Source organism: Colwellia chukchiensis, assembly GCF_002104455.1.
Classification (GTDB): Bacteria; Pseudomonadota; Gammaproteobacteria; order Enterobacterales; family Alteromonadaceae; genus Cognaticolwellia; species Cognaticolwellia chukchiensis.
In genome coordinates this window covers 73,568-95,484 of the sequence record NZ_NBOC01000005.1, presented here as the reverse complement: position 1 = coordinate 95,484, position 21,917 = coordinate 73,568, and the positions used below count along the sequence as shown (strand labels likewise).

The window sequence follows — 21,917 nt, the reverse complement described above, 5'->3', positions numbered from 1 at the left end:
TAAGCGTGTTATCACTGGCAATTAAGCTTGTGCGATAACAACAACTTTAATGGTGGCATCTACGTCGCTGTGTAAGTGAATGACGATATCAAACTCACCAGTTTCACGAATGCTACCTAAAGGTAAACGTACTTCCGCTTTAACCACTTCAACACCCGCTTCAGTGATTGCATCAGCAATATCGCGAGTACCGATTGAACCGAATAATTTACCTTCATCACCCGCTTTAGAGGCGATAGTAACTTCAGCTAACTCAGTTAATTTTGCAGCACGAGCTTGAGCAGCAGCAAGCTGTTCAGCTAGGTTTTTCTCTAAATCAGCACGACGAGCTTCAAAGTGCTCGATGTTTGCTTTAGAGGCAAATACTGCTTTACCTTTTGGTAATAAAAAGTTACGAGCGTAACCAGATTTAACTGTTACCTTGTCACCAAGGCCGCCTAATTTGGCGATTTTATCAAGAAGTATTACTTCCATTTTCAAAACCCCTTATTAGGTTACTTATGTAAATCAGTATATGGTAATAAAGCTAAGTAGCGAGCACGCTTGATCGCACGACCAAGTTGGCGTTGATATTTAGCACTGGTACCAGTAATACGGCTAGGAACAATTTTACCACTTTCAGTGATATAGTTTTTTAGTACGGCTGTATCTTTATAATCGATTGCAGCAGCACCTTCCGCTGAGAAGCGGCAGAACTTACGGCGTCTAAAAAAACGAGACATGGATTTCTCCTAAAATGGCTGTTTTACTTAACGGTTTATCGCCGTTATATAAAATCGCCTATATTAAATCATTTCAATTTCTTGGGCATGTAACACCAAAAGCGGATTTCCGTTTCTGGACTCATGACGGTTAATAAAACCTGTCACTTTCACATTACTGCCGGCAATTAAATCACGAGTTAAGTGTTGTGACACTTTGCCTGTTGCAACAACTTGTATTCGAACAAATGCTTGTCTGTTCATGCCTGCTTCGTTTTGTATCGACTTATGGTCAATCACAAACTGACAGTGCTGAATACCCGCTGGGCTTGTTGACATTTTCGGTAGTTTTACCACTTCGCCCGTCAACATTAAGCAATTCTCTTGGCTATTTAGCATAGGAAAGAGTAGGTCACAGGTTACTTATTCTTCGCTCGCAGCTTCTTCTGCTTTTGGTGCTTCAGTTGCTGGTGCTTGAGTAACCTCTTTCTTCACTTCGCGACGCTCTTCACGACGGTCTTCTTTAGCAACAGCCATAGCTGAGGCTTCAGTTACCGCGCCTTTAGTGCGCATGATCATGTTACGAATAACAACATCGTTATAACGGAAAGAAGTTTCTAGCTCATCAATAGCTGCCTGTGGCGCTTCAATGTTCATTAAAACATAGTGTGCTTTGTGCAATTTATTGATTGGGTAAGCTAATTGGCGACGACCCCAGTCTTCTAGACGGTGGATTTTGCCTTCAACGTTAGTGACAATATCACTGTAACGCTGAATCATAGCTGGTACTTGTTCACTCTGATCAGGGTGAACCATAAATACGATTTCGTAATGACGCATTACGAGCTCCTTACGGTTGTAGCCTCATTATCTGGCTCAGCCAACACCAGTTGAGGCAAGGAACAAAAAAGTTCAGGCTGAATTAAGGACGCGTATTGTAGGGAAAGTAAGCAATAAAGGCAAGCAGATAAGGTGATTATATCGTGTCTTTGCCTAAGCATAGCCGTTATCAGTTGTTTATCGCCTTGCAGCGCGCTGTTGGCAAACAAAAAAATAGCCCGTATCAGGGCTATTATTCAAAAGGTAATTTTTATCTATCGCCGTTAAGGGTTTAACGCTAAGACATCGGTTTTGAGTAAAGATAAGGTTTTTTCTGCGGTATTACCAAACACTTTACCGCTAATACCTGAACGCCCTATCATACCAATAACCACCACGCCCGCTTGGCACTGGGCTGCAACGCTGGTGATAACTTTACCCGGATCGCCGGCTTTAATATGAAAATTGCTTTGCGCTATACCATATTGCTTGGCTAAGGCACTGATTTTATCTTTTAATTGCTGCTGTGCATTACGTTCCATTTCATCTGGGTATTGAATGCCTAAATCTTTCAGCAAGGTTGAGGTTGGTACGGTATAACAAACATGCAATTCGGTGTTAAAGCTATCGGCTAATATTTTTGCCTGCTGAAGAATTTTATCATTTAATGCTTGTTTAACTCGCTTTTTGGTACCTAAATCAATTGCCGCTAACACATTCGAAGATTTGCGCCACTTTTCTGGCGCTGAAATCAGCACAGGCACTTGGCACTCACGCAATAAATATAAATCTGTCGAGGTGTAAAATAATGACTCAGAGCGATTTCCGGTTTTAAACACCAGTGTCGGTTGCTCTTTTTCAACATAACCGATCACCCATTTATGGATGCTGTCAGCCCATACCACCTCATAACTATAATCTTCATTGGCGGTAAATGTATGGGCTAATTGCTCGGCGGCTTTTGCAGACATTTTTGCCAAGACATCTTCTTTGACTTGCATAACGTTTTCAACCGCGCCGATAACATCTTCATTGCAGAAATAGACGATATGTAACCCTGCTCCAGATGCAATTGCCAATTGACTAGCCCGTTTTATCGCTAATGGTTCTTGCGTAAACATATCTGCAATGACAAGTATCTTACTCATAAAAAACTCCTAGTGTGTTGGCAAAACATCCATGAGATTGCTGATCCTCGCGAATGCTCTTTCTATTCAGGTTAAATAATATCAAAAGTGCTGAAGTTAATCTTGATATAGCGCAAAAAATAGTACAGAAGACAGAATGTTAGCTTATGTTGCGTTGTCTGACAATTTCAAACAAACAAACCCCTGTTGCCACCGCTACGTTTAAGCTTGAGACACTTCCAGCCATAGGCAGCTTCACGAGTTGGTCACAATTTTCACGCGTTAAGCGACGCATCCCTTTGCCTTCAGCCCCCATCACCAGTGCCATAGGTCCGGTCAATTGGACATCAAAAAGACTCGTGTCAGTTTCCCCTGCTGTGCCAACAATCCAAATGCCCATTTGTTGCAAGGTTTTCATAGTGCGCGCTAAATTTGTGACCTGCACTAAAGGCACAGACTCCGCTGCACCAACCGCGACTTTGCGCACTGTCGCGGTCAAGCGGGCAGCATTATCTTTTGGCACAATAATCGCCTGTACACCGGCAGCATCAGCATTACGCAAACATGCCCCTAAATTATGCGGGTCCGTCACGCCATCTAAAATCAATAAAAATGGCGCTTGTTCTTTGCGCTCGGCTTGCACAAGTAAGTCGTCAAGATCAGCCTCGGTCAGGACTTTGCTCGGCTTAATACGCGCAACGACGCCTTGATGTTGCTCGCCATGACTTTTTTCATCTAGCACCTTACGATTGGCCATTTGTACTGAGATACCGTACTTTCGGGCCAAATTAATAATCGGCAGTAAACGCTCGTCTGCACGGCCTTTTAAGAGCCATAACTCGATAAACCTTTCTGGTGCTCTTTCGATTAGTGCTTGTATGGCATGAATGCCAAATACTAGTTCTTCTTGCTTAGCCATAAGCTTTTTAATTCTCTATTGATTAATCTGTTAACGCTAGACTTTAAACTCAAGTGCGAAATACGACTTTGCTTAGTAAGACACAACCGACTTAGTAGCCACGTGGATATATTTTTCCTAAGCTAGCTTCTGCCCTTGCGCCTTTATTTAGCCTCGGATCTGTTAAAAGTCTATGCCTTGGCTTTTCGAGCATTTTTACCCGGACGCTTTTTTTTCGCCTTACTTTTATTCGCTTTCGCGTTTGCTTTACTTTTTTTCTTAGTACTGGGCTTTGCGGATGCTTTACTGGCTTTCCCTTTGCTAGGCCGAGGCTTGTACTTTTCGTTACTTTTACTTTTACCTTTAAGCGGCTTAGCCCGCTTCAATACAGCATTGTCGCCAGCCATGGCTAAATCTATTTTTTTCTCATCAAGATTAACCGCCGCCACTTGCACTTCAACGGTATCACCAATGCGATACTTAACGCCGCTGTGCTCACCCGATAAACACATACGAACATCATCAAAATGATAATAATCATGACTAAGCGAGGTAATATGAACAAGTCCCTCAATGTGCAAATCAGCCAAACGAACAAATAAGCCAAAGTTGGTCACCGTTGAAATAACACCGGTAAAGGTGTCACCAATATGATCTTGCATATATTCACATTTTAGCCAATCAGCAACGTCGCGTGTTGCATCATCAGCGCGACGCTCGGTCATTGAACAATGCTCGCCTAGTTCAATCACGGCTTCAGGGATATAACGGTACGCGCCAGCATTCGCTTTGTTTTTCGCCTGTTGTTCTAAAATAGCCTTGATCACGCGATGCACTACCAAGTCAGGGTAGCGACGAATTGGTGAGGTAAAATGACTATAAGACGGTAACGCTAAGCCAAAGTGGCCAATATTATCACTTTGATAAACCGCTTGTCGCATTGAGCGCAGCAGCATGGTTTGGATCAGCTCTTGATCGGGGCGGTCAACAATCTTAGCCAGAATATGGCAATAGTCTTTTGGCTCAGGTTGAGCTTTGCGCTCCCCCATTGCCGACAGGTCAAGCCCCAATTCATTAACATAGCTAAGAAAGTTATTATATTTTTCTTCGCTCGGTTTATCATGGACACGAAACAAACCAGGTTGTTGGTGTTTTTCAATAAACTCAGCGGTAGCGACATTCGCTAAAATCATACATTCTTCTATGATTTTATGGGCGTCATTGCGCACTAAGGCAACAATTGAGTCTATTTTTCGTTCGCTATTAAAAAGAAATAACGACTCTGTGGTTTCAAAAGCAATGGCGCCACGCTGAGTACGCGCTGTCGTTAACACTTGATACATCTGGTTAAGATTTTCTAAATCGGGCACCAAAGCTTGATATTGGCGTCGTAATTCAGTGCGATAATCGGCATCAGTTTGCTCTGGATTCACACCCAGTATGGTGGCAACTTTACTGTAGGTAAAGCGCGCTTTCGAGCGCATAACCGCCGGGTAAAATGTTGAGTCAACTAACTCACCTGCTGCGCTAATGTCCATTTCACACACCATACAAAGGCGGTCGACATCAGGATTAAGAGAGCATAAACCATTTGAGAGCTTTTCCGGTAACATGGGAATAACTTGGCTTGGAAAGTAAACCGAATTACCTCGTGCAATGGCTTCATCATCTAACGCCGTATTGGGGCGCACATAGTAACTGACATCAGCAATCGCAACCCAAAGCGTCCAGCCACCTTGGGGATTTGGCCGGCAATAAACTGCATCGTCAAAGTCACGCGCGTCTTCACCGTCTATGGTTACTAGCGGTAAATCACGCAAGTCAACCCGTGACTCTTTTGCAGACTCTTCCACTTCATCGGCTATATTAGCTACTTCAGCTAAGACCTCTGACGAGAATTGATAAGGTAAGTCATGCTCGCGCAAGGCAATGTCTATTTCCATGCCGGGCGCCAAATGATCACCAAGCACTTCAATCACCTCACCCACGGCATTTGAACGTTTTGTTGGTCGCTGTATGACATTAACCACTACCACTTGGCCATGTCGAGCGCCATGCTTTTTATCTGGCGCTATTAAGATATCTTGTTGAATGCGCGTATCGTCGGGTACTACACAGGCAATATGATGGTCAACATAAAAACGACCAACAACCCCAGCTTTTCGTGGCTCAATCACATCGAGTATTTTAACTTCTTTGCGACCTTTACGATCGGTGCGATCCACCAAGATAGCTTCAACAATATCGCCGTGAATCACTCGCTTCATTTCATAAGAAGAAATATAAAGGTCTTTATCGCCATTATCCGGCGCGAAAAAACCAAAACCATCACGATGGCCGATCACTTTGCCGGTTAACACATCACCACGTATGGCCAGCTGGTACTGTTTAAACTTATTAAAAATAATTTGTCCGCTATTTTCCATAGCTCGTAATCTACGCTTTAGACCAATTAATAGGTCTTCATCGCTATACTGTAACTGCTTAACTAAGGCGTTAAAGGTAGGTGGGATGTTTGATTTTTCTATCAATGACAACAGCAGCTCACGGCTTGCCACAGGTTTGTCGTATTTTTTAGCTTCTCGCTGTTGGTGTGGGTCGTTTTCAGTCACATTAAGTCTGTAGTGGTTTTTTGTTTAGTATATCGTAAATTAGTACGTTACCCAAGCAAGTTAGCATTGGGCAAGACTAACAACATAAAGCCGGTTTTGCCTCGAGTTATCGGTTAATACTTGCCGTTTTTAGCGGCATTAATTACCCGCGTTGGCATCTTTTGGGCCAAGCTACTTAACTTCACGCTAATATCCTGATGGACTTTTTTATCATCAGTAACCGCTTGGTGTAATTGCGCATACAATTGCGGATAGTCTAAAGGGCTGCCGTGTCCGTCGAGATAAAGTGTTGCTAACCTTAGTTGTGCTTTTAAGTTCTTTAACGAAGCTGAGGCTTTGAGAAAGGTGATGGCTTGTTCAATATCACTTTGTACAAACTTGCCAATATGGTAGTAGCGTCCCATTTGCTCTAACGCTTCAGGCAAGCCCTGATCAGCCGCCGCTTGCATGTAATGCAAACCGAGCGGTATATCTTTTTTCACACAAACCCCATAAGCTAGCATATCACCCCATAAAAATTGATAAGAAGGCATTTTAGATTTTATCGCTCTAGCTTCAATGTCTTGCACTAACTGACAATCGTCAATCACCACTTGGCTTAAGTGTTTATTTTCCTTAATTAAACCTAGTAACATATTGTCACTGTATATTTGGACGGCCGTTAATTGCGCGCCCACCGCCTGCTTAAAAACACCTAAGATTAAAATAATCGCGATTAATATTCGTTGCATAATGCCTCTTTAACACTTCATTCGCTTATTTATTTTGCAAGCGACTTAAACTTAATATCGACCAGTTAGCACCATAACTTTAATCAATTTTGCTAGCGGCGATAAACCCTCCAAAAGACAAGTTCTAGCAAGTATAACACCAAGTTTTTTTAGCAAACTGCTTGGCAAAAAATAATGAGCTTATCTTAACTTGCACTCCTGCTCAGAAAACATCACAATGATGAAGATTTGAACAATCTAGGTGTGGTCAATGTCACAACTTCAGCAGATAATCGAAAACTCGAAAATAAATGAGGCTATCGCGCGAAAACTGTTCGAAATAGAAACAGAAATATTAGCTTGCCAATCAAGTGAAGAGTTACTGCAACGCTTATTAGATTTAATTCAAACGAAATTTAATTTGTTTGGTATTTCACTCTTGCTTGCCGATTTAACGCCATTGAGTTACTTGATCAACGGCAATTGGCAGTCGAGTTGGCATAAAAAAAATACTAAGCAAATCGCCCATGAACAATTAGCGCAACTGCATGCTAATCACAAACCGCTACTCAGTAACGATCTTAAGCAATTGGCAAAAATTATACCACCATCGTTACTGGCAGGCGCAAAGTCTGCGGCCTTAACGCCACTCTTTCTTGAAGGTAAACTATTTGCCAGCCTGTTGTTTACCGACCAAAAAGCAACACGCTTTCATCAACAATTAGGGACCTTTCATTTAGAGCAACTGGCGGTGAAGGTCAGCTTATGTTTGTCCAATGTGCTTATTAGAGAGCAATTAGCCTATATGGCACATTATGATCGACTAACCGGTGTCGCCAATCGGCGCTTAATGGAAGTGTGTATCGGTGAAGAACTGATCCGACAGCGTCGTTACGGGGTACCTTTTTCACTACTCTTTATTGATTGTAATAAATTTAAAGCCATTAATGATACATACGGCCATGACTGTGGCGATAAAGTGCTGGCCTATGTGGCGAGCCAATTACAAGAGTTAATTAGAGAAAATGACAAATGTTTTCGTTATGCCGGCGATGAATTTGTGGTCGTGCTCGCCAGTCAAACCTTGCTTGAAGCGGAGCAAGCAAGTGAGCGTTTATGTCAGTTTTTTCAGCAAAACCCTATGCCTTATCAAGGCATGCGCTTAGCGGTAAGCATTAGCTGTGGTGCAGCTGCCAGTGATGGAACACAAACCATGGAGCAATTATTAAAAACGGCTGACAAAAATTTATATGCCAATAAAAAAGCCCGCACCGGCATGGTGTTTAAGCTTTAACCGAGCATATTGTCGACTCAAAATATCGGGAGCCTAAGCCAAGCACATTATGATCATCAAAGTTAGTATCAGTGATTTAGCAAAAGGCCACTTTGTAGTGGATATTGCCGAACAATGCGGCACATATAACTTAACGCGCGCTGGCCATATCAAAAGTCATGAAATGATCAAAGACTTACAAGCAAAAGGCGTTGAGTCGGTTCTCATTGACACTAGTAAAAGCATTCATGATGCGCTAACAGTCGAACTTGCTGAGCAAGATGCTGCCGCTGCGCCTTTGACTCTTGAGGTCAACAAGGCGCAAAAACTGTTTAATCAATCAAAACAATTACAACAACAGCTATTTTTCGATCTTCAACAAGGGCGTACCATGAATATTGGTCCTTTAATAGACGCTACCCAACAAACCATAAATGCCATTTTTAAAAATCCCGACGCACTTATTTGTGTGATTAATATTCGCAATAAAAATCAATATTTACTAGAACACTCTGTTTCTGTGGCGATATTAATGTCTGTGTTTGCTCAGTTTTTAAAGATAGAAAAAAACACCATACAACAACTCGCGATCGGCGCTTTGCTGCACGATGTCGGCAAAATAAAAATCCCGGATGGCATTTTAAATAAAGCAGGAAAACTAACCCGACAAGAGTATTTGCACATTCAAGAGCATGTAAAGTTTACTATTGAAATTATTAAATCAACACCGAACATTTCACCGCTCAGCTTAGAAGTTGCGGCTCTGCATCATGAGCGACTAGACGGCTCCGGCTATCCGTTAAAGTTAAAGCAATCAGAAATTTCCAATTATGGCCTGATGATCGCAATTTGCGATACCTTTGATGCCTTGACTGCAGACCGCTGCTACAAAGATGGTTATACCCATATCAAGGCCTTTAGTATTTTAAGGAAACTCGCTCATGAAGGTAAACTGATGCCAAGAATGGTCGACTTATTTATCAAGTGTTTAGGCGTCTACCCGGTTGGCAGCTTGGTTGAGTTAAACTCGCGACATTTGGCCATCGTTGAAAGTCGCAATCAAGACGATCCCATCAACCCAAAAGTGCGTTGCTTTTATAATTTAGATAGCCGTCGATATATCATGGCAAAAGACATTAACTTAGCCAAAGAGTCTGATTTTATTATTCGTGGAGTCAAAGCCAGTGATCACAATTTAGACATGAACCGTATCATAGAGTTTTTATTATTAGCCGGATAACGAGTATACCTTGATAATAAAAACGCAACTAAAACAACAAGCCGGTATAGTAGCGCACTGAAATTAAAACAATGCGCTACCAGTTATTAAACAACTGGCAATGTTTAGTGGCGAAAGTCAGCTGACGATTGCGCGGCAAAATACGCGAACATAGTATAAATAGCGGTATTGATTTTCAACGCTTCAGGTTGCACTTTATCCAGCGTATCATTTTCAGTGTGATGATAGTCAAAGTAATGCTCACCATCGGGTGAAAAATTAATACTTGGCATACCAGCATCGCTCAATGCTCCCATATCAGACTGGGCTCTGCCATTATTTTCTGCTGATAATGCGACCCCTAATGGTGCTAAATACTGCCCCAACTCTCGAATGGCATTGAGTGACTGAGCACCAACACCAGGGGTCATTTTATATATTCGCCCAATACCAAAATCCCACTCAGCACCTAGTACATGAGTATCGAGCTCCGCCTGATGATCTTTCACATATTGTTTTGCTCCCAATAAGCCAACCTCCTCAGCAGCAAAAAGAATAACTCGAATAGTGCGCTTTGGCCGTTGCGGCAATTGCCCAATATGATGCGCGGCCGCCATCACCATGCCAATGCCTAAGCCATCATCTAATGCACCAGCCCCTACATCCCAACTATCGAGATGCGCGCCTAAAGCAACAATTTCATCGGGTTTTTCACTGCCGGTAAATTCGCCAATCACATTGGCAGATGTGGCTACAACTTCCGCATCAGTGCGAGCTGTAATATTCAAATAGAGACTCACTTCACCACCGCGCTTAAGCTGATTAAGTAATAAATCAGCATCGGGGTTGGATAACGCCGCGGCAGGTATTTTTTTTACCTTATCTTGATAACGCATAATGCCGGTATGGGCGATACGGTTATTATCGGTACCGACTGAGCGCATCACTAACGCTGAAGCACCTTTTTGCGCTGCCACCACAGCGCCATTTACCCGAGTGCCTACCGCTGGCCCATAGCCGTTACCATCAATATGGCGCGTCATTTGATAAGATACAAACGCAATTTTACCCTCTAGGCTGTTATCGGGGATCGCCTGCAAGTCGGCCAAGGTTTCAAAGTGTGCAACATTAGCCGTAATGCCAGACTCTGCCGTGGCAACACTTCCCCCCAACGCTAACACCACCAAATCATGAGGATATGGCGCGACAATGTGCGCTTTGGCTGTGCCACGCAACCAATAACTCCCGGTCACAGGTTCTGTCCACACCTTATCAAAGCCTAAGGCTTTCATCTTATTAACTGCCCAAATAATGGCTTTCTCATCACCTGCTGAGCCCATCAAACGATGACCGACTTCTGTGGTTAAAGACTCGATAAGCTGATAGGATAGCTGTGATTGCAAGGCTGTACTTTGCAGTTGCTTAAGTTGTGTTTTTTGCTCAGAGTTTAATGCTTGTCCAGCAACAAAGCTGCTCGCTATGCTCAGACATATTACTAAACTTAGCTGCATGAGTGTGGTTATTTTTGCAGTCATAATTTTCCTTTTTTACTTACTGTTACTTCGCTTTAAGTGCACTATCGATATTTTTGCTTTTGGCTCATCATAGTCGCATAAGATGCAGCCTCTCTTATTTTCTACAGGTAACTTAATTGACACGCGTTAAGTGAAAATGCCCAGTTTGTAGCGTTTGGCCTCGATGAACAGAATACATATAGCCAGAAAGTTGACGAGCACTGAGTTGATTAATGATAAGCTGGTTGGCAAAGGTTGGGTGCTCGGTGCTGATAAACGTCACATCACGCGCAACCTTGACTTGCTCAGGCAAAAAAGACGTTTCATTACTTAAGCTCTGAGCATTGAAAAACACGGTAAAATACGACTTTTTATTCGGATTAGCTTCAAAACTAACCAGCTCTGCTTTACCATCTTTGTTCAAGGTGCCAAGCCAAAAACCATAAATGCCTTGCTCTGGCACGGTCAACAAAGACGATAGCTTGTCGCGGTATTTAGCCATAAATATTTGCACCGTTGATTTCGATTTGACTGGCTCGAGCAGGTAACTCTGCGAAAAAACAGTGTGCCCTTGCTGATCAATATTAAGCTCTAATAGCTGAAATGCTTGGTCTAGGTATGGCGCTAATATCAGCCTAGTGCTCGCGCCCTGTTGCGCTATGTTAATAATACACTCAGCAACACTACAAGCGATATCTTGCTCAGTGAAATTCAGCACTCTTGCGCGCTTGAAGCCGGTAGCGATATAGCTTTTAATAAACCTGTGTTGCCCGCTTTCATTTAACTCCAGCATATTATACTGCTGCAGCTTTCCATTAATGCCTTGCCATAGCCCTACTTGTAAAGCCGGTGGCGTGAATGTTTGTGCTATTAATTTTGCGCTAATTAGAAGCCCCATAAATATTGAGGAGCTTATCATCGCGCGTACTATACGCTTATCGCTGTGCATTTACTTTATCAGTCCTTTGTTTGGAGTTAATTGTCTTTAGCGACAAAAAAACCGACATAATGTCGGTTTTTATTTATTTTCTATAATGACTAAATTGAGAATGACGAACCACAACCACAGGTTGTAGTTGCATTGGGGTTATTCACCAAAAATCGGCTACCTTCTAGTCCTTCAACGTAGTCAACTTCTCCGTCAACTAAGTATTGTAAGCTCATGGGATCTATCACCATAGTAACGCCCTTTTTGACTATGGTCATATCGCCGTCATTTACCTTCTCATCAAAGGTAAAGCCATACGAAAAACCCGAACAGCCACCACCTGTTACATAAACACGCAATTTCAAGTCTGGGTTTTCTTCTTCCGTGATCAACGACAATACTTTAGTCGCTGCCGCATCGGAAAATTTAATAGGTAATTCAGGATTTGACATAAAACTCAACTTAAAACGAATGAACTAATGCAATTATCTTAAACTTGACTGTTTTAATCAAGTATTATACTGCGCCGATTAACATTTGATGGTTGTAGCGCTTGTTAGCGCCGTTATAACGCTTGCTGCGCCATAGTATTTAAGGTTTGCAGCCAAGGGTAGCTTTGCTCAATACGATTGTATTTTTGCCACTTGCCCTTTGGCAGCGTTGCGGACACGTTAATTGATTCAGGAACAAAATTTTCTGGCAAAGTTAGCTCGCCGCTTATGATCTGAAAATATTTAAAACTAAAAGACAGGTCTTTTTTGCTCAATGTAGATAATTCCGATAAGGCTATTTTACTTGGTTTATTATCTAAACTGCCAGTGATAGATATATCTATGTACCCCTTAGCATAGCGCTTGCGCAACAGTTGCTGTACCAACACCACTTGAAAGCGATAATGATGAGGGCTTTCTGTTTTGCTTAACTCAATATGGTCAATGACCAATCCATTCGCAGCTTTTTCTGGCGCCATAACTTTTTCATAAAATGCTAACGCTTTCTTTACTTGAAAATGCTCTTGCTCTATCGACTTAAGTAACTCTTGTGTGCGCTGATTGGCAATGCGTTCTACCGCAAGCTCTACATCTAAGGTATTAATACGCTGAGTTTTTTCAGCTAACTGCTGATAAACAAAGTCTAATCGTTGTTGTTGCTGTGCTAAGGTTTGGCTTTGATAACTATGGTAGTAATTACCCATGCGGTAACCACAATATAACGCCAAAACAATCATAGTGACGAGTATAATTGCAGAACGAAATGCGCCTAATCGCGTTACCACAGTACTGAGATTTATTTTTGCTAACCAATTCATTTAAAAAGTATTATGATATTCCAAAAGGTTTATAAATCAGCTTATAAGAAAGCTATATGATGCCACTTAACCCGCTAAAAAAACGCCTAGCATTACCGCAAACGTCTTGGCAACTCTGTATACTAGCTGCTATTGGCGGTTTTGCATCTGCAATGTTAGTTGTGCTGTTTGTTTTTACCATTGAAGGTATACAGCTGCTTTTTTTGCACGAAAACGATGACTATAGCAGCTTAAGTGCCTTAAGTCGTTTGCTATTACCAATTATTGCCGCTGTACTGATCATTTTCTTTGCTTGGCTCACCGGTTATCAATATATTCGCAGCGGCATTCCATTTGTGCTGCATCGGCTGAAAATTGCCAATGGCGTATTGCCGCTGCGCAATACCCTTAATCAGTTTATTGGCAGTACCGTCGCATTGGCAGCGGGCTTTTCTGTTGGCAGAGAGGGGCCTGCGGTACACTTAGGCGCGGCCTGCAGCAGCTACTTGGGTAATAAGTTTAAGCTTCCCTATAATGCCATGCGCAGTTTAAGTGCCTGTGGCATAGCAGCGGGTATTGCCGCTTGCTTTAATACTCCAGTGGCCGCCGTACTTTTTGTTATGGAAGTGATATTACGGGAATATAAAGTCCACATTTTTATTCCCGTGATGATCGCTGCTATTGTCGGCTCTATGACCACCAGCAGCTTTTTTGGCTTGAACCATGAATTTGGCTATTTTTCCACTATCAGTTTACGTCACGGTCATTACCCCGCTCTGATTGTCTTGGGTATCACACTAGGGGTTATTGCTTTTGCCTTTAACCGCTACTTAATTTTAGTGATCAAAGCAAGTGCTCGTTTTCATATTGTGCCGCGCATTCTCACGGCCGCCATTATAACAGGTGGCCTTGGCTTTTTGCTGCCTCATGCGATGGGTACGGACATTAGTGCGATTAACTTTTCCCTACAAAGCGATGTTGAACTGCAATTGTTACTTGCTTTATTGCTGGCCAAGGTAATTATGACCGTCATGGCATTAGGTTTAGGTGTACCCGGCGGTATTATTGGTCCTATTCTTGGTATAGGTGCCATTGCCGGTACCTGTGGTTCAATTGTGGCCACGCATTTTATAACTGGTAACATCCCCGCCAGTGACTTTGCCTTAATGGGCATGGCCGGTTTTATGGCCGCCACATTGAATGCTCCACTTGCGGCATTACTCTGTGTTGTTGAATTATCAAATCAAATCGAAATTATCGTACCGGCTATGGTGGTGATCACCAGTGCCTGCATTTGCTCAGGCCAGTTTTTTGGTAATCGCTCTATTTTTATCATGCAATTAGAAGCACAAGGCTTAGCGTATCGCCGACCACCGATTGAAAAATCTTTGCAGCATATTGGCGTACTTGGCGTGATGGCTGAAAATATAACCCTGCTAACACAGCCAGATCAGAAAACGCTTGCATTAGCACTGGCCAATAAAACGCCGGATAATCACCTTATTGTTGTAGATAAACACTCAGGTCAACAAGCGCAATTTATACTTTATCAACCAATAAACACCCCCAATAGCAAGCCATTCGTTGAACAACACACGCTTATTCCGTTATGCAGCCAATCAACGCTTGCTGAAGCATACATGCTGTTGGCACAAGCAAGAGCTGGCGGGGTTTATGTGTACCAAAATAATCCAGATGATATTATAGGTATCATGACATTTGACGCTATTCGCTCATATTTATTAAAGGGGAAAACTTCGACATGACCAGTATTCTGTGGCTAAAAGCCTTTCATGTGATATTCATGGTGGCATGGTTTGCCGGCATTTTTTATTTGCCGCGCATTTTCGTTAATCATGCCGAGTCGTCTGAGCCACTCGTTCATCAGCAACTAAATGGCATGGAACGACGATTGCTATATTTTATTACGCCTTTTGCGGTGTTTACTGTGTTATTAGGTATCGCCATCATTTATCAGTATGGTTATGCTTGGTTCGCCAACGCTAAATGGCTGCACATTAAAATAGCACTGGTGCTGTTGTTAGTGATCTATCATGGTTATTGTTTCAAGCTAGTGCGGGTATTCGCGGCGGATAATAATCGCCGTTCTGGCAAGTTTTACCGCATTTTCAATGAAATTCCGGTCATCATCCTATTTATTGTGGTAATTTTAGCGTACCTAAAGCCTTTTTAAAGGCACACCTCAGTGTTACAAAAGCCAGCTCGCTGGCTTTTGGTTGCGCAGGCAGGCACCGGTTAACAAATCAATGCTGAGCTAAGCTAAATACCGTTACTCGTATGAGAATTAACCGCAGCTTAACTTTATATCTTCGCGCATTTTTCTGGCTAACTTCTCAACGACTTCCTTAATCCAAATCAAGAATACACATTCTCAATATGCAACTTTTATGCTATATTGCGCAGCAAATTTTATTCACTCAATTTAAAGTTGAGTCTATGCAACTAACCAAGCAATGGGCTTAGCCTGGTTTCGCTAATAACGGTACAATCTATGATGAAATTTGAAGGCAGCCATATCTTATCTGTTGCCCAGTTAGACCGGGAAAGTATTGCCCGCATTTTGGAAATATCAACCCGTATGGCCCCTTACGCGATGCGGAAAAAACGCTGCACTGTGCTTGAAGGTGCCATTCTCAGTAACCTATTTTTCGAACCCAGTACCCGTACACGCGTCAGCTTTGGTACCGCGTTTAATTTGCTCGGTGGCTTTGTTAGAGAAACAGTGGGTCAAGAAAACTCTTCGCTGTCTAAAGGGGAGTCGCTATTTGATACGGCCCGAGTGATCAGTGGCTATTCCGACGTGATTGCTATGCGTCATCCCACTATGCATTCAGTGACGGAATTCGCTCAAGGTAGCAGCGTGCCTGTAATTAATGGCGGTGATGGTGCTAATGAACATCCGACTCAAGCTTTACTCGACCTCTTCACAATCCAATCTGAAATGGCACGTTTTGACATGGGGCTTGACGGCTTAAACATTGTTTTAATGGGTGATTTAAAACATGGCAGAACCGTACACTCACTTTCAAAATTACTGAGTCTGTACAATAACATCAAAGTGACCATGATTGCGCCTAAGGCTTTGCAAATGCCTGACAGTGTAGTGGCTTGCTTGAGCGATGCCGGTCACCAAGTGATACAAACTGACAACATTGCCGGTCATTTAGCCTGCGATGTTATTTATCAAACTCGTATTCAGCAAGAACGTTTTGCCAGTAAAGATGAGGCTGATTTATATCGAGGGCACTTTAGTTTAAATCGGCAAGTTTACCAGCAGTATTGTCACAAACATACTGTGATCATGCATCCGTTACCACGCGACTCGCGCGCCGAAGCCAATGAACTAGACATCGATTTAAACGACTTAGATAATTTAGCCATTTTCCGCCAAGCACAAAACGGTGTGTTAGTGCGGATGGCCTTATTTGCCTTAACTTTAGGCGTTGAAAACAGGCTAAGTCACTATGAAAAGCCGGTCACTTGGCATACCAACAAATATTGATAGTAACCACGCAACGGTTCAGGTTGCGATAACTACGAGTAGCAAACTATGACAAATGTTTCACAGCAATTATTTAATCAAGCCCAAGGCGTTATCCCTGGTGGCGTCAATTCACCGGTTAGAGCTTTTAATAGCGTAGGTGGCACACCTTTGTTTATTACCAAAGCCGAAGGGGCTTATATTTATGATGCCGACGGTAAGCGCTACATTGACTATGTTGGTTCATGGGGGCCAATGATTTTAGGCCACAATCACCCAGCGATTTTAAATGCTGTGATTGAAACCGCGCAAAATGGTTTAAGTTTTGGTGCGCCAACAGAGCTAGAAATTACCTTGGCTGAAAAAGTGCGCGAAATTGTGCCATCAATGGAACAATTACGCATGGTTAGCTCAGGAACCGAAGCCACCATGAGCGCAATACGCCTTGCTCGTGGCTATACAGGCCGAGATAAAATTCTCAAGTTTGAAGGTTGCTATCATGGTCATGCCGACTCATTGCTTGTGAAGGCAGGTTCAGGCTTACTGACCATGGGAGTACCTAGCTCACCAGGTATTCCTGACGATGTCGCTAAGCATACGCTAACGGTAAGTTTTAACAACTTAGCTCAAGTTAAAGAGATTTTCAGTGAATTTGGTCATGAAATTGCCTGTATTATTGTTGAGCCTGTTGCCGGCAATATGAACTGTATTCCTCCCGTTGAAGGCTTTTTAGAAGGCCTAAGAGCGGTATGTGATGAATATGGTAGTGTGCTAATTTTTGATGAAGTCATGACTGGCTTTCGCGTCGCCTTAGGTGGCGCTCAAGCCCATTACAACATAGTGCCTGATTTAACGACATTAGGTAAAGTCATTGGCGGTGGCATGCCGGTAGGTGCGTTTGGTGGCAAAAAGGCCATTATGGATTATATCGCCCCAGTTGGCCCAGTATATCAAGCCGGCACCTTATCCGGTAACCCTATTGCCATGGCAGCAGGTTTAGCGGCACTCAATGAGCTTGCTACCGGTGATAAGCATCAACAGCTAAGTGATGCCACAGAGAAGCTTGCCATGGGCTTTAAAGCCGCAGCAGAGCGCAATGGTGTGTCACTCACTATTAACTATGTTGGCGCTATGTTTGGCTTCTTTTTTACTGAAGCAGAGCAAGTAACCAGTTTCGAACAAGCTACTGCCTGTGACGGAGAAAAGTTTAACCGCTTCTTCCATATGATGTTAGAGGAAGGTGTATATCTGGCGCCTTCAGCCTTTGAAGCAAGCTTTTTATCTACCGCACATAGTGATGAAGAAATTGACTTTACTTTAGCCGCAGCAGACCGTTGTTTTGCTAAGCTATAACGTTGACGCGTAACTTATATTTAAGTCATAAAAAAGGTAAGCATAATGCTTACCTTTTTTGTTAATGCTGACCTGCCCTAAAATAAATTGAACTGTTAATTTATTTTTTTACCACGGATAAACTCGGCTTTTTCGCTTTTGATGTTTTGCTATCCGCTTTGATTGTGGTTGGCTTTGCCGTGTCATTGCTATCTACGGCTTGCACGGCTGAGATTTTTACACTAGCGCCAGCAGGCGCTTCAGCACTTGTTGCAGGCTCAGGATGCTCAATCGGTAATGATGTTCCTGCGCCATTCTCTTTGGCATAAATTGCGGCGATGGCACCATAAGGAATGCTAATCATTTCCAGCTTACCGCCAAAGCGGGCACTGAGCTCAATTGTTTCATCACCTAGGGCGATACTGCCAACGGCAGCCGCGGAAACATTAAGCACTATTTGGCCATCACTGACATAAGCCGCAGGTACCATTACGCCATAAACACTGACATCAACCACTATGTATGGCGTTAAGTCATTATCTGAAATCCAATCATAAAAAGCCCTGACAATATATGGCTTATTTGACGTCATTTCATTGCTCATGCACGCTACCTATACGGGTGCGCCAAAGCGTAACTCACGCTCAGCTTCCGTTAACGATGCTTGAAAAGACTCACGCTCAAACACTTTTAGCATGTAAGACTTAAGTTCTTTAGCGCCTTGTCCTTCTAGCTCAATACCCATAACAGGTAGGCGCCATAATAACGGTGCTAAATAACAATCAACCAAGCTAAATTCTTCACTCATAAAGTATGGCGCTTCATTTAGAATAGGAGCTACGCTGAGCAGGCTTTCTTTTAATTCTTGTCGCGCTTTTTCTGCGGCATCAGCAGGGCCATTGTAGATGGTTTTCGCTAAACTATACCAGTCTTGCTCAATTCGATGCATCATCAAACGACTACGACCACGAGACACAGGATAAACCGGCATCAATGGCGGATGCGGAAATCGCTCATCTAAATACTCAATAATAATTGATGCTTCATAAAGTGCTAATTCACGATCAATTAAGGTTGGCACTGTACCGTATGGATTTAAGTCAAGCAGATCCTCAGGTAGATTGGCTAAGTCAACCAAATGGATGTCAACACCGACACCCTTCTCTGCCAGCACAATACGAGTTTGATGACTATACATATCATCTGCGTGCGAATATAACGTCATAACAGAGCGTTTGTTTGCGGCTATGGCCATAATGCCTCCAAAAGTTATTAATAAAAACTAACAAAGGGGGCATAAGCCCCCAGTCATAATTCAAGTTTACACTGTTTTACTAAGCATTAGTAATTAGTGTACATCTCGCCAGTATTCTTTCTTCAGTAAATAGGCAAAGAATAACAAGATAAATAGGAAACCTATCACCCAATAACCTAAGCTTTCACGCTCAAGTTTGTTTGGCTCACCGGTATATTCGAGAAAGTTGGTCAAGTCCCGAGCAAATTCATCATACTCTTCTGCTGTCATAGTACCGCCTGTGGCTTCTGACAAGTTACCGTCTTCATCCATGGTGCGAACACCTTGCAAATTTTGCAGTACATGCGGCATACCAACATCTTTAAAAACTTTATTATTAACACCAAACGGACGGCTCTCATCAACATAGAAAGAGCGTAAGTATGTGTATATCCAATCTGGGCTTCTAAAGCGTGCAGCTAAGGTTAAATCTGGTGGCGCTGTACCAAACCATTTCGCTGCTTCTTTAGCAGGCATGGTATTGGTAATATGATCACCAACTTTTTCACCTGTGTACATATAATTGGCCATGCCATCGGCATCAGAAATACCTAAGTCAGCAAAAGTACGGTTATAACGTTGGTACTTTAACTCATGACAGGCCAAGCAATTGTTGATATAAGCTTCAAATCCTCGCTTTAACGATGCTTTGTCACTTAAGTCATTATTGGCTTTATCTAAAGGCAAGCTTGGCCCTGCGGCTATTGCTAGCATAGGTAACATAGCTAAAACGGCTAATATAAATTTTTTCATTATCCTGTCACCCTCTCTGGAACTGGCTTAGTTTTTTCATTCTTACTGTAAATCCATATCGCAACGAAAAAGCCAAAGTAACCAAAGGTCGCTATAGTGCCTATCATGTTATTTAACGGCGTTGCGGGTAAGGTACCTAAAATACCTAAAATAATAAAACAAATCGCAAACTGGATTAAATTTACCGTATGAGCAGTACAACGGTAGCGTAATGATTTAACCACACCACGGTCACACCAAGGCAACATAAACAAGGCGACAATTGCGCCAAACATGGCAATTGCACCGAGTAACTTATCAGGAACAATCCGCAAAATAGTATAGAAAGGTCCAAAGTACCAAACTGGGGCAATATGCTCTGGAGTTTTCAAACCATTGGCCGGTTCGAAGTTTGGCGCTTCAATAAAGTAACCACCCCCCTCAGGCGCAAAGAACATGACTGCACAAAATAGTATTAAGAAGATCACTACCGCCACTAAATCTTTAACCGTGTAATACGGATGAAATGGAATAGCGTCAACAATATCGTATTTCTTGGTGTACTGTTCATGGAAAGTAAATTTGCTTTGCTCTTCAGGTGCAACACTACCTTTAGGCTTTTTAATGTCCGTGCCATCTGGGTTATTAGAGCCAACTTCATGTAGCGCTAAAATGTGTAAGAACACTAAAACCACTAGCACTAATGGCAATGCAATAACGTGCAAGGCAAAGAAGCGATTTAAGGTTGCGCCTGAGATAACGTAATCACCCCGTATCCATAGCGTTAAGTCATCACCAATAATCGGGATAGCACCAAAAATAGAGATAATAACCTGTGCTCCCCAATATGACATATTCCCCCAAGGTAATAAGTACCCCATAAAGGCTTCAGCCATAAGCACTAAGAAAATCAACATACCAAATAGCCACAGCAATTCACGCGGCTTCTGATAAGAGCCATACATCATGCCACGAAACATGTGTAAATAAACCACTATGAAGAAAGCAGAGGCACCCGTTGAGTGCATGTAACGAAGCAGCCAACCATAGTCAACATCACGCATGATGTACTCAACTGACGCAAAAGCACCTTCGCCTGACGGCTCATAGTTCATGGTTAACCAAATACCGGTTAGCAATTGGTTGACTAAAACCACACTGGCTAAAATGCCAAACACATACCAGAAGTTAAAGTTTTTAGGTGCAGGGTATTGCGCTGCATGTTTGTTCATCGCGTCCATTAAAGGTAAACGCTGTTCGATCCAAGCCATTAAGTTAGAAAACATTATGCTTCTCCTCCGGCCACACCGATTAATAAGGTATCTTCAGTCGGGAATGAGTGCTCAGGGATCATCAAATTCGTTGGCGCTGGAACGCTTTGAAATACGCGCCCTGCCATATCAAACTTAGAACCATGACATGGACAGAAGAAACCATCTTTTACACCATCAACATGTTGATCGAAGTCACCTTTATGGTGAGTTGGCGCACAACCTAAATGAGTACACACACCTAGCGCTACCAAAAACTCAGGTTTGATCGAGCGATATTCGTTTTTCGCGTAATCCGGCTGCTGAGGCACTTCTGACTGGGGATCTTTCAATTGCCCATCATGGGTACTTAAACCGGCAATAATTTCTTCGGTTCTTCGTACTACATATACTGGTTTACCGCGCCATTCTGCACGAATTAATTGACCAGGCTCTATCTTACTTACATTGATTTCAACCGGTGCACCTGCAGCTTTCGCACGCGCACTTGGGTTCCAAGAACCAATGAAAGGCACAGCCACACCGACAACACCAACACCACCTACTACCGAAGTAGCAGCAGTTAAAAAGCGTCGACGGCCGTTGTTAACGGGCGCATTGCTCATTCAAACTCTCCAATTATTATCTAGCTATAACAACAACACAAAACTAAGCTTAGCACCTAGTTCTTGTAAAGATTGCTGATCGACAAAATCAA

At 42.7% G+C, this 21,917-nt stretch carries 23 protein-coding genes; 6 read left to right on the top strand and 17 right to left on the bottom strand.

The features are described 5' to 3' along the window. Nucleotides 1-21 precede the first annotated feature (21 nt). The 8 genes from rplI to B6K83_RS08055 all read right to left on the bottom strand — a co-directional run bounded on the left by rplI (nt 22) and on the right by B6K83_RS08055 (nt 6,888). On the bottom strand, nt 22-474 hold the full coding sequence (rplI, locus tag B6K83_RS08090; RefSeq protein WP_085284418.1) for a 50S ribosomal protein L9: 453 nt from the start codon (nt 472-474) through the stop codon (nt 22-24). Between the two features lie 20 nt (nt 475-494). Beyond that, nucleotides 495-722 (bottom strand): 30S ribosomal protein S18, encoded by a 228-nt coding sequence (gene rpsR, locus B6K83_RS08085; protein WP_077283912.1) that lies wholly within the window; start codon nt 720-722, stop codon nt 495-497. A gap of 63 nt (nt 723-785) precedes the next feature. Next, nucleotides 786-1,073, bottom strand: a complete 288-nt coding sequence (gene priB / locus B6K83_RS08080) for a primosomal replication protein N (protein ID WP_408607196.1) — start codon at nt 1,071-1,073, stop codon at nt 786-788. A 51-nt stretch (nt 1,074-1,124) separates the two neighbouring features. Then, nucleotides 1,125-1,541 carry a 30S ribosomal protein S6 gene (gene rpsF / locus B6K83_RS08075; RefSeq protein ID WP_085284416.1) on the bottom strand — a complete coding sequence of 139 codons (417 nt, stop codon included), beginning with the start codon at nt 1,539-1,541 and terminating at the stop codon, nt 1,125-1,127. A gap of 263 nt (nt 1,542-1,804) precedes the next feature. Beyond that, entirely contained in the window at nt 1,805-2,668 is an 864-nt protein-coding gene (locus B6K83_RS08070) for a universal stress protein (protein ID WP_085284415.1), read from the bottom strand. Between the two features lie 139 nt (nt 2,669-2,807). After that, on the bottom strand, nt 2,808-3,566 hold the full coding sequence (gene rlmB, locus B6K83_RS08065) for a 23S rRNA (guanosine(2251)-2'-O)-methyltransferase RlmB (protein ID WP_085284414.1): 759 nt from the start codon (nt 3,564-3,566) through the stop codon (nt 2,808-2,810). Nucleotides 3,567-3,736: 170 nt separating this feature from the next. Beyond that, complete coding sequence (gene rnr, locus B6K83_RS08060; RefSeq protein WP_085284413.1) at nt 3,737-6,157, bottom strand: ribonuclease R; 2,421 nt, start codon at nt 6,155-6,157, stop codon at nt 3,737-3,739. Nucleotides 6,158-6,270: 113 nt separating this feature from the next. Next, nucleotides 6,271-6,888 (bottom strand): tetratricopeptide repeat protein, encoded by a 618-nt coding sequence (locus B6K83_RS08055; RefSeq protein WP_085284412.1) that lies wholly within the window; start codon nt 6,886-6,888, stop codon nt 6,271-6,273. Nucleotides 6,889-7,138: 250 nt separating this feature from the next. Here B6K83_RS08055 and B6K83_RS08050 point away from each other — a divergent pair, with 250 nt between their 5' ends. Both B6K83_RS08050 and B6K83_RS08045 read left to right on the top strand, forming a co-directional pair. Beyond that, a complete protein-coding gene (locus tag B6K83_RS08050; protein WP_085284411.1) occupies nt 7,139-8,161 on the top strand; it encodes a sensor domain-containing diguanylate cyclase in 1,023 nt (340 codons plus the stop codon). 49 nt (nt 8,162-8,210) lie between these two features. After that, complete coding sequence (locus B6K83_RS08045; protein WP_085284410.1) at nt 8,211-9,380, top strand: HD-GYP domain-containing protein; 1,170 nt, start codon at nt 8,211-8,213, stop codon at nt 9,378-9,380. Nucleotides 9,381-9,484: 104 nt separating this feature from the next. Here B6K83_RS08045 and B6K83_RS08040 read toward each other — a convergent pair whose 3' ends face one another. The 4 genes from B6K83_RS08040 to B6K83_RS08025 all read right to left on the bottom strand — a co-directional run bounded on the left by B6K83_RS08040 (nt 9,485) and on the right by B6K83_RS08025 (nt 13,110). Beyond that, a complete protein-coding gene (locus B6K83_RS08040) occupies nt 9,485-10,894 on the bottom strand; it encodes a M20/M25/M40 family metallo-hydrolase (RefSeq protein WP_085284409.1) in 1,410 nt (469 codons plus the stop codon). A gap of 112 nt (nt 10,895-11,006) precedes the next feature. Next, nucleotides 11,007-11,822 carry a hypothetical protein gene (locus B6K83_RS08035; protein WP_085284408.1) on the bottom strand — a complete coding sequence of 272 codons (816 nt, stop codon included), beginning with the start codon at nt 11,820-11,822 and terminating at the stop codon, nt 11,007-11,009. A gap of 89 nt (nt 11,823-11,911) precedes the next feature. Beyond that, the gene (gene erpA, locus B6K83_RS08030; protein ID WP_085284407.1) at nt 11,912-12,253 is read right to left on the bottom strand and encodes an iron-sulfur cluster insertion protein ErpA; all 342 of its coding nucleotides are present in this window, start codon (nt 12,251-12,253) and stop codon (nt 11,912-11,914) included. Nucleotides 12,254-12,366: 113 nt separating this feature from the next. Further along, on the bottom strand, nt 12,367-13,110 hold the full coding sequence (locus tag B6K83_RS08025; protein ID WP_085284406.1) for a DUF6776 family protein: 744 nt from the start codon (nt 13,108-13,110) through the stop codon (nt 12,367-12,369). A 56-nt stretch (nt 13,111-13,166) separates the two neighbouring features. On the opposite strand from B6K83_RS08025, the gene B6K83_RS08020 reads away from it, so the two are divergent. The 4 genes from B6K83_RS08020 (at nt 13,167) to hemL (ending at nt 17,944) form a co-directional block, all read left to right on the top strand. Beyond that, nucleotides 13,167-14,855 (top strand): chloride channel protein, encoded by a 1,689-nt coding sequence (locus B6K83_RS08020; RefSeq protein ID WP_085284405.1) that lies wholly within the window; start codon nt 13,167-13,169, stop codon nt 14,853-14,855. Continuing rightward, nucleotides 14,852-15,283 carry a protoporphyrinogen oxidase HemJ gene (gene hemJ, locus B6K83_RS08015; protein WP_085284404.1) on the top strand — a complete coding sequence of 144 codons (432 nt, stop codon included), beginning with the start codon at nt 14,852-14,854 and terminating at the stop codon, nt 15,281-15,283. Before B6K83_RS08020 ends, hemJ begins: the two co-directional genes overlap by 4 nt. Before the next feature lie 318 nt (nt 15,284-15,601). After that, nucleotides 15,602-16,612 (top strand): aspartate carbamoyltransferase, encoded by a 1,011-nt coding sequence (locus tag B6K83_RS08010; RefSeq protein ID WP_092251261.1) that lies wholly within the window; start codon nt 15,602-15,604, stop codon nt 16,610-16,612. A 48-nt stretch (nt 16,613-16,660) separates the two neighbouring features. After that, entirely contained in the window at nt 16,661-17,944 is a 1,284-nt protein-coding gene (gene hemL / locus B6K83_RS08005) for a glutamate-1-semialdehyde 2,1-aminomutase (RefSeq protein WP_085284403.1), read from the top strand. A gap of 100 nt (nt 17,945-18,044) precedes the next feature. Here the strand turns inward: hemL and B6K83_RS08000 are convergent, their stop codons facing one another. The 5 genes from B6K83_RS08000 to petA all read right to left on the bottom strand — a co-directional run bounded on the left by B6K83_RS08000 (nt 18,045) and on the right by petA (nt 21,825). Then, nucleotides 18,045-18,527 (bottom strand): ClpXP protease specificity-enhancing factor, encoded by a 483-nt coding sequence (locus B6K83_RS08000; RefSeq protein ID WP_233143853.1) that lies wholly within the window; start codon nt 18,525-18,527, stop codon nt 18,045-18,047. 9 nt (nt 18,528-18,536) lie between these two features. Beyond that, on the bottom strand, nt 18,537-19,178 hold the full coding sequence (sspA, locus tag B6K83_RS07995; protein ID WP_085284402.1) for a stringent starvation protein SspA: 642 nt from the start codon (nt 19,176-19,178) through the stop codon (nt 18,537-18,539). Between the two features lie 93 nt (nt 19,179-19,271). Continuing rightward, entirely contained in the window at nt 19,272-19,970 is a 699-nt protein-coding gene (locus tag B6K83_RS07990) for a cytochrome c1 (protein ID WP_085284401.1), read from the bottom strand. Continuing rightward, nucleotides 19,970-21,235 carry a cytochrome b gene (locus tag B6K83_RS07985; protein WP_085284400.1) on the bottom strand — a complete coding sequence of 422 codons (1,266 nt, stop codon included), beginning with the start codon at nt 21,233-21,235 and terminating at the stop codon, nt 19,970-19,972. Before B6K83_RS07985 ends, B6K83_RS07990 begins: the two co-directional genes overlap by 1 nt. Next, on the bottom strand, nt 21,235-21,825 hold the full coding sequence (petA, locus tag B6K83_RS07980; protein ID WP_085284399.1) for a ubiquinol-cytochrome c reductase iron-sulfur subunit: 591 nt from the start codon (nt 21,823-21,825) through the stop codon (nt 21,235-21,237). Before petA ends, B6K83_RS07985 begins: the two co-directional genes overlap by 1 nt. Between the last annotated feature and the right edge of the window lie 92 nt (nt 21,826-21,917).

Coding starts and splice junctions, on each gene's coding strand:
- B6K83_RS08035 (WP_085284408.1), bottom strand. CDS start 11,822: ATGCACAGCGATAAGCGTATAGTACGCGCGATGATAAGCTCCTCAATA.
- B6K83_RS08045 (WP_085284410.1), top strand. CDS start 8,211: ATGATCATCAAAGTTAGTATCAGTGATTTAGCAAAAGGCCACTTTGTA.
- sspA (WP_085284402.1), bottom strand. CDS start 19,178: ATGGCCATAGCCGCAAACAAACGCTCTGTTATGACGTTATATTCGCAC.
- B6K83_RS08070 (WP_085284415.1), bottom strand. CDS start 2,668: ATGAGTAAGATACTTGTCATTGCAGATATGTTTACGCAAGAACCATTA.
- B6K83_RS07990 (WP_085284401.1), bottom strand. CDS start 19,970: ATGAAAAAATTTATATTAGCCGTTTTAGCTATGTTACCTATGCTAGCA.
- hemJ (WP_085284404.1), top strand. CDS start 14,852: ATGACCAGTATTCTGTGGCTAAAAGCCTTTCATGTGATATTCATGGTG.
- B6K83_RS08025 (WP_085284406.1), bottom strand. CDS start 13,110: ATGAATTGGTTAGCAAAAATAAATCTCAGTACTGTGGTAACGCGATTA.
- hemL (WP_085284403.1), top strand. CDS start 16,661: ATGACAAATGTTTCACAGCAATTATTTAATCAAGCCCAAGGCGTTATC.
- B6K83_RS08055 (WP_085284412.1), bottom strand. CDS start 6,888: ATGCAACGAATATTAATCGCGATTATTTTAATCTTAGGTGTTTTTAAG.
- priB (WP_408607196.1), bottom strand. CDS start 1,073: ATGTTGACGGGCGAAGTGGTAAAACTACCGAAAATGTCAACAAGCCCA.
- rpsF (WP_085284416.1), bottom strand. CDS start 1,541: ATGCGTCATTACGAAATCGTATTTATGGTTCACCCTGATCAGAGTGAA.
- B6K83_RS08050 (WP_085284411.1), top strand. CDS start 7,139: ATGTCACAACTTCAGCAGATAATCGAAAACTCGAAAATAAATGAGGCT.
- rpsR (WP_077283912.1), bottom strand. CDS start 722: ATGTCTCGTTTTTTTAGACGCCGTAAGTTCTGCCGCTTCTCAGCGGAA.
- B6K83_RS07985 (WP_085284400.1), bottom strand. CDS start 21,235: ATGTTTTCTAACTTAATGGCTTGGATCGAACAGCGTTTACCTTTAATG.
- petA (WP_085284399.1), bottom strand. CDS start 21,825: ATGAGCAATGCGCCCGTTAACAACGGCCGTCGACGCTTTTTAACTGCT.
- rplI (WP_085284418.1), bottom strand. CDS start 474: ATGGAAGTAATACTTCTTGATAAAATCGCCAAATTAGGCGGCCTTGGT.
- B6K83_RS08040 (WP_085284409.1), bottom strand. CDS start 10,894: ATGACTGCAAAAATAACCACACTCATGCAGCTAAGTTTAGTAATATGT.
- rlmB (WP_085284414.1), bottom strand. CDS start 3,566: ATGGCTAAGCAAGAAGAACTAGTATTTGGCATTCATGCCATACAAGCA.
- B6K83_RS08000 (WP_233143853.1), bottom strand. CDS start 18,527: ATGAGCAATGAAATGACGTCAAATAAGCCATATATTGTCAGGGCTTTT.
- B6K83_RS08010 (WP_092251261.1), top strand. CDS start 15,602: ATGATGAAATTTGAAGGCAGCCATATCTTATCTGTTGCCCAGTTAGAC.
- B6K83_RS08020 (WP_085284405.1), top strand. CDS start 13,167: ATGATGCCACTTAACCCGCTAAAAAAACGCCTAGCATTACCGCAAACG.
- erpA (WP_085284407.1), bottom strand. CDS start 12,253: ATGTCAAATCCTGAATTACCTATTAAATTTTCCGATGCGGCAGCGACT.